The organism is Herbaspirillum sp. RV1423 (assembly GCF_000577615.1).
Classification (GTDB): domain Bacteria; phylum Pseudomonadota; class Gammaproteobacteria; order Burkholderiales; family Burkholderiaceae_D; genus Herbaspirillum.
In genome coordinates, this window is record NZ_CBXX010000034.1 from 75,092 (window position 1) to 86,504 (window position 11,413).

At 62.1% G+C, this 11,413-nt stretch carries 11 protein-coding genes, 1 other RNA gene and 2 pseudogenes; 8 read left to right on the plus strand and 6 right to left on the minus strand.

The features are described 5' to 3' along the window. Positions 1-15 precede the first annotated feature (15 nt). From RV1423_RS22470 to RV1423_RS22490, 6 genes are all read left to right on the plus strand, one after another. Positions 16-354 carry an L-rhamnose mutarotase gene (locus tag RV1423_RS22470; protein ID WP_034301655.1) on the plus strand — a complete coding sequence of 113 codons (339 nt, stop codon included), beginning with the start codon at positions 16-18 and terminating at the stop codon, positions 352-354. Positions 355-424: 70 nt separating this feature from the next. Then, a complete protein-coding gene (locus tag RV1423_RS22475) occupies positions 425-1,978 on the plus strand; it encodes a sugar ABC transporter ATP-binding protein (RefSeq protein ID WP_034301658.1) in 1,554 nt (517 codons plus the stop codon). A 65-nt stretch (positions 1,979-2,043) separates the two neighbouring features. After that, the gene (locus tag RV1423_RS22480; protein ID WP_034301731.1) at positions 2,044-3,048 is read left to right on the plus strand and encodes an ABC transporter permease; all 1,005 of its coding nucleotides are present in this window, start codon (positions 2,044-2,046) and stop codon (positions 3,046-3,048) included. A 59-nt stretch (positions 3,049-3,107) separates the two neighbouring features. Then, a non-coding RNA gene (locus RV1423_RS29285) (sX9 sRNA) lies at positions 3,108-3,182 on the plus strand. A gap of 54 nt (positions 3,183-3,236) precedes the next feature. Further along, positions 3,237-4,178, plus strand: a complete 942-nt coding sequence (locus RV1423_RS22485) for an ABC transporter substrate-binding protein (RefSeq protein WP_034301661.1) — start codon at positions 3,237-3,239, stop codon at positions 4,176-4,178. A gap of 114 nt (positions 4,179-4,292) precedes the next feature. Continuing rightward, positions 4,293-5,165, plus strand: a complete 873-nt coding sequence (locus RV1423_RS22490) for an amidohydrolase (RefSeq protein ID WP_034301664.1) — start codon at positions 4,293-4,295, stop codon at positions 5,163-5,165. Positions 5,166-5,175: 10 nt separating this feature from the next. Here RV1423_RS22490 and RV1423_RS22495 read toward each other — a convergent pair whose 3' ends face one another. Continuing rightward, positions 5,176-5,529 carry a hypothetical protein gene (locus tag RV1423_RS22495; RefSeq protein ID WP_231502481.1) on the minus strand — a complete coding sequence of 118 codons (354 nt, stop codon included), beginning with the start codon at positions 5,527-5,529 and terminating at the stop codon, positions 5,176-5,178. A 127-nt stretch (positions 5,530-5,656) separates the two neighbouring features. Further along, complete coding sequence (locus tag RV1423_RS22500; RefSeq protein ID WP_034301667.1) at positions 5,657-6,661, minus strand: dienelactone hydrolase family protein; 1,005 nt, start codon at positions 6,659-6,661, stop codon at positions 5,657-5,659. Positions 6,662-6,849: 188 nt separating this feature from the next. Between RV1423_RS22500 and RV1423_RS22505 the strand changes: the two genes are divergently transcribed. Both RV1423_RS22505 and RV1423_RS22510 read left to right on the plus strand, forming a co-directional pair. Further along, a complete protein-coding gene (locus RV1423_RS22505) occupies positions 6,850-7,203 on the plus strand; it encodes a DUF3088 domain-containing protein (RefSeq protein WP_034301670.1) in 354 nt (117 codons plus the stop codon). Between the two features lie 40 nt (positions 7,204-7,243). After that, a complete protein-coding gene (locus tag RV1423_RS22510) occupies positions 7,244-8,593 on the plus strand; it encodes an LLM class flavin-dependent oxidoreductase (RefSeq protein ID WP_034301672.1) in 1,350 nt (449 codons plus the stop codon). Positions 8,594-8,664: 71 nt separating this feature from the next. On the opposite strand, the pseudogene RV1423_RS29290 reads toward RV1423_RS22510, so the two are convergent. The 4 genes and pseudogenes from RV1423_RS29290 to RV1423_RS22525 form a co-directional block, all read right to left on the minus strand. Further along, positions 8,665-8,887 (minus strand): annotated as a pseudogene (locus tag RV1423_RS29290) (ABC transporter permease); the annotation flags it as partial. Next, positions 8,881-9,024 (minus strand): annotated as a pseudogene (locus RV1423_RS30025) (MetQ/NlpA family ABC transporter substrate-binding protein); the annotation flags it as partial. The pseudogenes RV1423_RS29290 and RV1423_RS30025, both read right to left, overlap by 7 nt. A gap of 19 nt (positions 9,025-9,043) precedes the next feature. Further along, on the minus strand, positions 9,044-9,871 hold the full coding sequence (locus RV1423_RS22520) for a MetQ/NlpA family ABC transporter substrate-binding protein (RefSeq protein ID WP_034301737.1): 828 nt from the start codon (positions 9,869-9,871) through the stop codon (positions 9,044-9,046). 153 nt (positions 9,872-10,024) lie between these two features. Next, entirely contained in the window at positions 10,025-11,242 is a 1,218-nt protein-coding gene (locus tag RV1423_RS22525; protein ID WP_034301680.1) for an acyl-CoA dehydrogenase family protein, read from the minus strand. Positions 11,243-11,413 lie beyond the last annotated feature (171 nt).

Consider the following 11,413-nt stretch of genomic DNA (forward strand, 5'->3'; position numbering starts at 1 on the left):
TCGAAGGAGCGAACCATGCGCTACTGCCTGGCACTGGACCTGAAAGACGACGCCGCGCTGATCGCGCGCTACGAAGAACATCATCGCCGCATCTGGCCCGAGATCGCCGCGCACCTGCGCACGCACGGCGTGACCGGCATGGAGATTTACCGGCTTGGCGTGCGCATGGCGATGATCATGGAAACCGACGATGCGGTCTACGACGCCGCGGCGATGGCGCAGGCCATGCAGGACGATCCCAAAGTACAGGAATGGGAAGCGCTGATGTGGCAATTCCAGGCGCCGACGCCGTGGACGCCGCAAGGCGAGAAATGGGTGCCGATGACGAAGATCTTCGATCTCGGCAGGCAGTGAGGACGATACCGCAGGAGCGGACGACACCAATACAGCCGACGACAAGGCTGGCTTGCATCAAGAGGCAGGAATGCAATCAGAACAAACAGAGACGGCGGGCGAACAGGCTTACCTGATTTCGCTGCGCAATGTGACCAAACGCTTCCCCGGCGTGCTGGCGCTGGACAATTGCCAGCTCGACCTGCTGCCGGGCGAAGTGCATGCGCTGATGGGCGAGAACGGCGCCGGCAAGTCGACGCTGATGAAGATCCTGTCGGGCGTCTATCAGAAAGACGACGGCCGCATCCTGGTCGACGGCAAGGAAGTCGAGATCGACGGTCCGCGCGCGGCGCAGATGCTGGGCATCGGCATCATCCATCAGGAACTCAACCTGATGAACCACCTGAGCGCCGCCCAGAACATCTTCATCGGGCGCGAGCCGCGTGGACGCTTCGGCATGTTCCTCGACGAAGATGCGCTGAATCGCCAGACCGCCGGGATTTTCCAGCGCATGCGGCTGGCGCTCGATCCGCGCACCAGGGTCGGCGAACTGACCGTGGCCAAACAACAGATGGTCGAGATCGCCAAGGCGCTGTCCTTCAATTCGCGCGTACTGATCATGGACGAACCGACTGCCGCATTGAACAACGCCGAGATCGACGAACTGTTCCGCATCATCCGCGACCTGCAGGCGCAAGGCGTCGGCATCGTCTACATCTCGCACAAGATGGACGAGCTGCGCCGGATCTCCAATCGCGTCACCGTCATGCGCGACGGCAAATACATCGCCACCGTGCCGACCGAGGAGACGCCGATCGACACCATCATCGGCATGATGGTCGGCCGTCAGCTCGATAGCGCCGGTCCGGTGGTCGCCGACACCTCCGCCAACGACGTCGTGCTGGAAGTCAAGGGGCTGTCGCGCGGCAGCGCCATCCGCGAGGTCAGCTTCAGCCTGCGCAAGGGCGAGATCCTCGGTTTCGCCGGCCTGATGGGCGCCGGCCGCACCGAAGTCGCGCGCGCCATTTTCGGCGCCGATCCGCTTGATGCCGGCGAGATATTCATCCACGGCGGCAAGGCCGTCATCCGTTCGCCGTCCGATGCGGTGGCGCACGGCATCGGCTACCTGTCGGAAGACCGCAAGCATTTCGGCCTGGCGACCGGCCTCGACGTCAAGGCCAATGTCGTCATGTCGAGCATGAACCGTTTCCTGAAAAAGGGTTTGTTCCTTGATCAGGCCGCGATCCGCAGCACGGCGCAGCACTATGTGCGCCAGCTTGCCATCAAGACGCCCTCGATCGACCAGCCGGCGCGCCTGCTGTCCGGCGGCAACCAGCAAAAGATCGTGATCGCCAAATGGCTGCTGCGCGATTGCGACATCCTGTTCTTCGACGAGCCGACGCGCGGCATCGACGTCGGTGCCAAGAGCGAAATCTACAAGCTGCTCAACACGCTGGCCGAGCAGGGCAAGGCCATCGTGATGATTTCGTCCGAGCTGCCCGAAGTGCTGCGCATGAGCCACCGCGTGCTGGTCATGTGCGAAGGCCGCATCACCGGCGAACTGAGCGCCGCCGAAGCCTCGCAGGAAAAGATCATGCAACTGGCGACGCAGCGCGCGTCCGCAGTTTCCGCCGCTATCCAATAATCGAAGAGACGACCATGGCAAACATTCCCCATCCACCGAATTCATCGCTGCAGGCCAACGTCACCATGACTACTTCCACTTCCCGGGAAAGCGGCGGCTGGCGCGCGCGGCTGTTCCATTCAAGCACGCGGCAAAAGCTGCTGGCCTTCGCCAGCCTGTTGGCGCTGGTCGTCTTTTTCAGCTTCGCCAACACCAACTTCCTGCAGATCGACAACCTCGTCAGCATCCTGCAATCGACCGCGGTCAACGGCGTGCTGGCGATTGCCTGCACCTTCGTCATCATCACCGCCGGCATCGACCTGTCGGTCGGCACCATGATGACTTTCTGTGCGGTCATGGCCGGCGTGTTCCTGACTTACTGGGGCTTGCCGATCTACTTCGGGATCTTCGCCGCGATCTTCTTCGGCGCATTGTGCGGCTGGACCTCCGGCGTGCTGATCGCCAAACTCAAGGTGCCGCCCTTCATCGCTACGCTGGGCATGATGATGCTGCTCAAGGGGCTGTCGCTGGTGATTTCCGGCACCAAGCCGATCTATTTCAACGACACGCCGTCGTTTTCGCAAATCTCGCAAGAGTCGCTGATCGGCGACCTGATCCCGGCGCTGCCGATTCCCAATGCCGTGCTGATTTTATTCCTGGTGGCGATCGGCGCCGGCATCATCCTCAACAAGACCGTATTCGGCCGCTATACTTTCGCCCTCGGCAGCAACGAAGAAGCATTGCGCCTGTCGGGCGTCAAGGTCGACTTCTGGAAGATCGTGGTGTACACCGTCAGCGGCGCCATCTGCGGCATTGCCGGCCTGCTGATCGCGTCGCGCCTGAACTCCGCGCAACCGGCACTGGGTCAGGGTTATGAACTCGACGCCATCGCCGCCGTGGTGATCGGCGGCACCTCGCTGTCGGGCGGCACGGGCACCATCCTCGGCACTATCATCGGCGCCTTCATCATGAGCGTGCTGATCAACGGCTTGCGCATCATGTCGGTGGCGCAGGAATGGCAGACCGTGGTCACCGGCGTGATCATCATCCTGGCGGTCTATATGGACATCCTGCGCCGTCGCCGTCAGTAACCTGTCCACGATCTTGCTGCGAGGTCGTGATCCGGCGTCGGGCGGTGCTCGGAATCCTCACGTACCAGAGTACGCTCCGGTTCCTCCGCTCCGTCCGCCACCGGCTGACGACCTCTCGCTACAGATCGTGAACAGGTTTTGTGTTTTAGCGATACCCGCTGTTTTACATCAACCAAGGAGACTTAACAATGATAAAGAGAAGAACCCTCAACCTCGCCATCGGCCTGACTTTCGCGCTCGCCGCAAGCGGCATCGCCCAGGCGCAGGAGACGTATATCCCGCTGATCTCGAAAGGCTTCCAGCACCAGTTCTGGCAGGCTGTGAAGGCCGGCGCCAATCAGGCCGCCAAGGACTACAACGTCAAGGTGACCTTCGAAGGTCCGGAAACCGAAGCCATGGTCGACAAGCAGATCGACATGCTGTCCGCCGCATTGGCCAAGAAACCGCAAGCCATCGGTTTTGCGGCGCTCGACAGCAAGGCCGCATTGCCGCTGCTGAAGAAGGCGCAAGCCGCCAAGATCCCGGTGATTGCATTTGACTCCGGCGTCGACAGCGACATTCCCGTCACCACCGCCACCACCGACAACAAGGCCGCCGCCGCACTGGCCGCCGACAAGATGGCCGAACTGATCGGCAAGGAAGGCGAAGTCGCGGTGGTGGCGCACGACCAGACCAGCCGCACCGGCATCGACCGCCGCGACGGCTTCGTCGATCGCATCAAGTCGGCTTATCCCAAGATCAAAATCGTCAGCATCCAGTACGGCGCAGGCGACCAGTTGAAATCGACCGAGGTCACCAAATCCATCCTGCAAGCCTATCCGAAACTCAAGGGCGTGTTCGGCACCAATGAAGGATCGGCCATTGGCGTGCTGAACGGCGCCAGGGAAATGAAGCGCAAGGTCGTCATCATCGGCTTCGACTCCGGCAAGCAGCAGAAGGATGCCATCCGCGACGGCCAGATGGCCGGCGCGATCACGCAAAATCCGGTCGGTATCGGTTACAAGACCGTCGAAGCTGCGGTGAAGGCGCTCAAGGGCGAGAAGCTGCCGAAGATCATCGACACCGGTTTCTACTGGTACGACAAGAGCAACATCGCCGATCCGAAAATCGCGGCGGTGCTGTACGACTGATCTCCGGATTGGTCAACGAGGGTCAATGAGGATCCGGTGCCGGCCCGCGTTCGCGTCGTTTGCGAATCGGGCCGGTATTTCATTGTTCTGTCTTGAATGGATGAGTGGAAAACCATGACATTGCGCATCGACGCCCACCAGCATTTCTGGCGCTACCGCGCTGAAGACTATCCGTGGATAGGCGCCGGCATGGACGTGCTGGCGCAAGATAAATTGCCGGCCGAGCTGTTGCCGTTGCTGCGCCGGCATGAACTTGGCGCGTCGATTGCCGTGCAGGCGCGCTCGGGCCGCGAAGAGACGCGTTTCCTGCTGGATCTGGCGAAAGAGACCGACTGGATCGCCGGCGTGGTCGGCTGGGAAAACCTCGGCGTCGCCGACCTCGAAGAACGGCTCTCGGAATGGCGCGGCGGCGACAAGCTGGTCGGCTTTCGCCATCAGGTACAGGACGAAGCCGACGCCCGGGCCTTTCTCGGACAGGCCGATTTCAACCGCGGCATCGCTTTGCTGCAAGCACAGCAGTACGTCTACGACGTGCTGGTGTTCGAGCATCAACTGGCCGACACGCTGGCATTCTGCGCGCGGCACGACAAACACTGGCTGGTGCTGGACCATCTCGGCAAACCGGCGCTGCGCGAATTTGGAAAAGATGACGCGGCATTGAAACGTTGGAAAAAGGAATTACTGGCGCTCGGAAAATTGCCGCATGTCGCCTGCAAGTTGTCGGGACTGGTGACCGAAGCCGACTGGCAAGCCGGCCTGCAGCAAAGCGACTACGATCACATCCGTATTTGTCTCGATACCGCGCTGGAGGCATTCGGTCCGCAGCGCCTGATGTTCGGCTCGGACTGGCCGGTGTGCCTGCTGGCGGCATCCTACGACAAGGTGGTCGAACTGGTCGCCGGCTGGGCCGCCGCCCATCTGAACCGCGAAGAGCAGGCTGCCCTGTGGGGCGGGACCGCCGCACGCTGCTACGGCATCGCCGCTTAAAGACGGCGCTTCATCTTCCCTGCAGCAATTGCGGGGAAGCCGCGGCCGACGCCGGCTCTCGCATCACCGGCATCTGACCGGACGCTGGATGCAGGCCGACAAAGGTCAGCAGCCATTCCTGCAGATAGGTTGCGCCGTTGCCATCCTTGTCCGTCGACAGGCGCTGCCATCCGCGCACGATCATCCCGTTGCCGTGCATGCTGAGCAGTTGCGGCTCATACAGCGGCGGCAACAGCAGCGTCGCGGCACCTTCCGTGCTGGCTGATGCGCTCAGCGTCATCTGCCGTGCGGTGCCGGCCAGGCTCATGGAGACGACGCCGCTCAGGCCGGCGTCGGCAACGATCTCGGCCTCCGGACGGCGCACGCCTTCGTTCCTGAATTGTCGAATTATACTGTACATAAGAACAGTATATTCCAAACTTGCGCGGTCACGCAATACGAAAAATCGTTGCAATAAATACTAGGCCGGTAGTGGTGACGAAGCCAGTCGCTTACAAATGCCGATGCATGAAAGTCGAAATTTCATCTTCCATGCGGCGGTGGATTTCCACGCGGTCGACGTCCGGTGCGTCCTGGCAGAGCAACGGGGCTTGTGCGGCCAGGATCTCGGGACAAGGATCAAGGAAGACGAAATGTCGGCCCGGCACGACGATCTCCTGCGGCGCGACCGGCAGGCCTGCGACAAGGGCCGCCGCATTGTGCGCAGGATCCAGGTAAGCGCCATCGACCGGCCGGTAGAGCAATACCGGCATGCGGACCGATTTGAGCGCGGCCGCGTCGAACACCAAGGCGAGGGGATCCATCACGACGAGGGCTTTGAGAGGATAAGAGGGTTTGAATTGCCAGGGCGCCGATGCGGCCGCGGCAATGTGTCCGCCGTCGCTGCGGCGGTCACCGCAAGACGATGAATCTTGTGGATGCGCAACGCAATAGGCGTCGGCAATCCTGAAGTCTGGCACAGCGCCCGCCAGCACCAGCGCGGTATAGCCGCCCGCCGAAAAACCGATCATGCCGATTCTTGCGCTGTCCATGTGCGGCGCGAAACGTGCATCATGCAATATCGCATCCAGCGCCTTGTCGGCTTGCCTCGGCCGATCCGTCAAGGAACGGCCTTGCCTGTAGCCCTCGGTCTTGCCGGACGAATCGCCCACATGTGTCGGTGCAATCACGATGAAGCCTTCCCGCGCCAGCCGCGCTGCTAACTGGCGATGGCCAAACGGCGTCCCGGCATGGCCGTGCGACAACACGACAACAGGAAAGACGCCGGCGGAGATCGGCGCGTTGCGCGTCGCCTCGACGCGATAAGGACCGGCCTGCCATGCAACTTCGTCGACCGGACTCGGATACCAGACGATCGTCTCGAAAGCCTCGACATCGTCGATATCGACACGTGCGACGCCGGCACGGAAAGGCAAGTCCGCCGACCGGGCCGGAAAGAGGGGCAGCAAGAGAGAAAACAACAGCAGAACGCAAGCGAGGAAACGGTGCATATTCATTGTCGTCCGATCAGGTTGGTCGTGGCGCGGCGATTACAGGGCAGTGCCATTGTAGTCGCACCGGAAGCATGTTCCCTGACCTGCCGCTGACGGCCGCAGCGCATATGAATATGCGGATATATTCGTGGCGGCCGCTTGCCGGGCGAACGAGAATTAGCGGATTCATTTCCTTTCAGGAGGCATTCGCCATGAGCCGAGACTTGCTGCTGTTGCTGGAACCGGGATTCACCGATCCGGCCTATCCCGGAGAACGATTCATCTGTCCCGACGGTGCTCCCATCGAAGGCTTGCTGGCCGGCGATCCGGCGCGCGCCGATCGTCTCGACATCCGCCGCCTGCCTTTCGCCAGGCCGCGCCAGGCGGTGGTCGAGGCGCTCGACGCCGATCACCAGAGCCTGCCGGTGCTGATCCTCGGCGACGAACAGCCGCTGCCGAACGATGCAGCCGAGGTGCAAAAGCTCGGCGACAAGCGTTTCGTCACCGATACGCGCCGCATCCTCGATCTGCTGGCCGAGCGCCACGGATTTTTCAAAGTGCATTGAACATCGCCGCCGGCAACGGCGCGAATTGACGGAGATTCTCATGAGCGACACCAGCACGCGGCCACGCCAACTGCACCTGAACATCAACATCCTGCATTCCGGCTTCGTTCCCTCGGCGTGGCGTTTGCCGGATGCCGATCCCCATGCCTTCATCAATGTCGGCCATTACATCCGCGTGGCGCAGATCGCGGAAGCGGCGAAGTTCGATGCCGTGTTCCTGGCCGACAACGCCGCCATCATCGATCAGATCGATTTCCGTCCCATCACCGCGCTGGAGCCGACCGTGCTGCTGGCCAGCGTGGCGGCGGCGACCGCGCACATCGGCGTGATCGGCACGGCGTCCACCAGCTACAACGAGCCGTACAACATCGCGCGCCGTTTCGCCACGCTCGACCATGTCAGCAAAGGCCGGGCGGGGTGGAACGTGGTTACCACCGCCGACCTGGCGTCGGCGCGCAACTTCGGCCGCGACGCCGTGCCCGACCATGCCGGACGCTATGCGCGCGCCGCCGAGTTCACCGACATCGTCAAAGCCTTGTGGGATAGCTGGGAAGACGATGCGCTGATCGGCGACAAGTCCGGCGGACGTTTCGTCGACGTCGACAAGGTGCAACCGATCGCCCACCACGGCGCGCATTTTTCCGTCCAGGGGCCGCTCAATCTGCCGCGCACGCCGCAAGGTCGTCCCGTGCTGGTGCAGGCCGGCGGTTCGGCCGATGGTCGCGATCTCGCGGCGCGCCATGCCGAAGCGGTATTCTCGGCATCGCAATCGTTTGAAGAATCGCTGGCCTACGGTCGCGAACTCAATGCGCGCGCGGCTGCATACGGACGCGGTCCGCACGCGGTCAAGGTGCTGGCCGGACTGACCACCATCATCGGCGCCACCGAAGCCGAAGCGATCCGGCGGCGCGACGAGCTGATCGACATGATTCCGTGGAGCTACAGCATCAAGCGGCTGGCCGGCATCCTTGGCGTGGCGCCGGATCGCATCAAGCTGGACGAGCGCCTGCCGGACGACATCGGCTTGCCCAACGGCGGCAACGGCAATCACACGTTCTACAACGCCACGCTGGCGCAGGCGCGTTTGCACGGCTACACCGCGCGGCAACTGGTTTATGCGCTGGCGGGCGGCGGCGGTCACCGCGTCGTGGTCGGCACGCCGGAACAGATTGCCGATGATATCGAACACTGGTTCAAGGCCGGTGCGGCGGACGGTTTCAACCTGATGCCGGACGCCTTGCCGAGCGGTTTGCAGGACTTCGCCGACGGCGTCGTGCCGATCCTGCAGCAGCGCGGCATCTTCCGCCGCGATTATGAAGGCACGACTTTGCGCGAACACTTGGGATTGGCGCGTCCGGCCGGACGCAAAGGGATCGCGGATGCTGCCTGAGTCGATCGGCTGGCTTTATCGGCTGACTCCAGAAGGAAGGTGTCAGCCGGAGCGAAGAACCCGGCGCCTGTTCAGCGTTTGTGATCGAGGCGGCGCGACAGCTTCTCGCCGACCAACTGGATGGCGGATACCAGTGCGATCAGGATCACGATGACTTCAAACATCACGCGCGTCTCATAGCGTTCGTAATCGTAACGGATCACCAGATCGCCCAGTCCGCCGACAACCCATCGCGCGCGCCGCTTCGATCAGGCCGGGATCGACGTCGTTGAAACTGACTTGCGCGATGCGCGCGTCTGGTTGCCCGGATCGTTGGGGATGGCGATCCGGGCGCCGTCGCGCAAGTCCTTCAGCGATTGGTACTTCTTGGAGTAGAACGCGATCGGCGAAATGATGGTGTTGCCGACGATGCTCAGCTTGTGTGTTTTTTGTGAAGAGGAAGAGCAATGCTTATCTGGCTTTGAAATAGTCGGGCAGGCGGAAGCCGTCATAAAAACGATCCGCGCGAATCGCATTCTGGAAGGTGTCGGAGTGATAGGCGTCGACGATGTCGCGCGCATATTGCTCGGATTGCCTGGTCTTTTTCACCGCCAGCACGTTGATATAGGACGGCGTCATGTCTTCCAGAATGAAGGCTTCGGACAGCTTGAGCTTGGCGAAGATGGCGAAGTTGCCCTGGATCGCGGCGAAGTCGGCGTCGTCCAGCGCGCGCGGTCCTTGTGCGTTTTCCAGCAGCACCAGCTTGAGTCCGACCTTGTTTTCGATGACGTCGAGTTCGGTGACGTCGACCGGATTGGCGTTTTCCTTGATCCTGATCCAGCCGAGGCGCTGCAGGATCCACAAGGCGCGCTGCAGATTGACCGGATCGTTGGGCACGGCGACGGTGAAGCCTTTTTTGAGACCGTCGAGGCTGCGATGCTTCTTCGAGTACAGGCCCATCGGCGGCGTCGGCACCTGTACGATGCCGACCAGGTCGGTTTTGTTGCGGTCGTTATAGGACTTCAGGAAAACCGAGTGCTGCATGACGTTGGCGTCGATGTCGCCCTTGAAGACCGCGCTGTTGGCTTCCAGTCCGGTGCTGAATTCGTAATACCTGATCTTGTAGCCTTTCTTTTCCAGTTCCGGTTGTACGCCGATCTTGAATTCGTCGATATACGGGCCGGGCACGAAGCCGACACGCAGCTCCGGTTTTTGCGCCGCCGCCGCGGCATGATTGCCGATCAGGGCGAGGCAGCTCAATGCCAATATCGCCAGCGATTTTGTCAGTCCGGTTTGCATGGTCGGGTCGCTTTCTTTTGCAGGGGAAGTATTGCGGCTGCCCGGCGCGGACCGGCCGGGCAGCATCGCTCTCAAGTGTAGAGAGGTCGGGCCATCGGCAAAACGAATGAATTCGTATGTGCTTATGCGGAAGTCTTTGGCGGGTGCGACCGCTCACGCATACGACAGGCCGAAACGCTCGCTGGGCGGATTGCCGTTGAGGTGATAGTCGCCGATGGCGGCTTCGCGCTGTGTGGCCGGATTGTGCGACGCCAGCGTGCGGGCGTTGCGCCAGTGGCGGTCGAGCCGGCGCTTGTCGCTGGTGGCCGAGGCGCCGCCGACTTCGAACAGCAGCGTGGCGGCTTCCAGCACCTGGCCGATGATGACCTGTTGCGCCTGGAAGGTTTGCACGTCCAGCGCGATGTAATCCTCGGTCTGCGCGGCGCCGACCTTGCGTGCCTGATGGACTTTCTCGATGGCGTTGGCGACCGCGTCGACCAGTTGTTCGGCCGACCAGGCCAGGCTGGCGAGGCGTCCGATGACACGATGCACCAGCGGATTGTCGCGCGGACTCGACTGGCCCGGAACGCCGAAGGTGCGCGTACGCGCCTGGGTGAATTCGACCGCGTCGCGCTGGATGGCGCGCGCGATGCCGGCCAGCGTCGCCAGGTGTACGGTCTGGTAGAAGGCGGTGATGATGGTGTTGCGGCGCGGCTCCGACACGTGATAGCGGTCGAGGATCTGGTCTTGCCGGACCAGCACGTTGTCGAAGCGCGTGGTGCCGCTGCCGGTCAGGCGTTGGCCGAAACCGTCCCAGTCGTCGATGCGCGCCACGCCCGGCGTATCGCTCCTGACCAGCACGTTGAGATCGGATTCGGCATCATGCGCACGCACCAGTATCCAGTCCGCATACAGCGTACCGGTCGAATAATACTTTTCGCCGTTCAGCAGGTAATGGCCGGGGCGCTTGTCGGGATCGGGCGTGAGCGTGACCGAATTGCTGGTGGCGCTGGTGCGTTCGGAAGCGGCAGCGCCGAAGGTTTCTCCCTTGCCGATCACGCCGAGCCAATGCCGCGTGTCGTCGTCATCCTTGCGTTCCAGCAGCAGTTCGGTGAAGCCGGCATTGACGCGCAGGATTTGCGCCAGGTTCGATTCGGCTTCCGCCAGGCGGATCAGCAGGCCGAAGAATTGCGGCAGGGTGACGCCGCTGCCGCCCAGTTCGACCGGCACGCGCAAGGACGTGAAGCCGCTGTCCTTGAGCCATTGCACGGCTTCATACGGCAGTTCGCGGCCGTTCTCGCGAGCGATGCTGCCTTGCGCGATGCGCGCGAAGATGTCGTGGAAACGCGCGAACAATGCGTCGGGATGTGTCGAGCCGGATGCTTGGGTCATGGTTGCCTTTTTGGGAACGTGTGTATGGGTGGGCGTGCGGCAATCGCATCGCCAAGCATCAAATTATCTGGCAGCAAAGGCCGCTTGATAACGAAGATAAACAGATATCGATATGACGCCGCACGCACGGTCAGGCGTTGCGAAAGTGCCAGGCGGACGGGGCGTGGGGGG

Coding starts and splice junctions, on each gene's coding strand:
- RV1423_RS22470 (WP_034301655.1), top strand. CDS start 16: ATGCGCTACTGCCTGGCACTGGACCTGAAAGACGACGCCGCGCTGATC.
- RV1423_RS22500 (WP_034301667.1), bottom strand. CDS start 6,661: ATGAATATGCACCGTTTCCTCGCTTGCGTTCTGCTGTTGTTTTCTCTC.
- RV1423_RS22505 (WP_034301670.1), top strand. CDS start 6,850: ATGAGCCGAGACTTGCTGCTGTTGCTGGAACCGGGATTCACCGATCCG.
- RV1423_RS22485 (WP_034301661.1), top strand. CDS start 3,237: ATGATAAAGAGAAGAACCCTCAACCTCGCCATCGGCCTGACTTTCGCG.
- RV1423_RS22510 (WP_034301672.1), top strand. CDS start 7,244: ATGAGCGACACCAGCACGCGGCCACGCCAACTGCACCTGAACATCAAC.
- RV1423_RS22490 (WP_034301664.1), top strand. CDS start 4,293: ATGACATTGCGCATCGACGCCCACCAGCATTTCTGGCGCTACCGCGCT.
- RV1423_RS22520 (WP_034301737.1), bottom strand. CDS start 9,871: ATGCAAACCGGACTGACAAAATCGCTGGCGATATTGGCATTGAGCTGC.
- RV1423_RS22480 (WP_034301731.1), top strand. CDS start 2,044: ATGACTACTTCCACTTCCCGGGAAAGCGGCGGCTGGCGCGCGCGGCTG.
- RV1423_RS22525 (WP_034301680.1), bottom strand. CDS start 11,242: ATGACCCAAGCATCCGGCTCGACACATCCCGACGCATTGTTCGCGCGT.
- RV1423_RS22475 (WP_034301658.1), top strand. CDS start 425: ATGCAATCAGAACAAACAGAGACGGCGGGCGAACAGGCTTACCTGATT.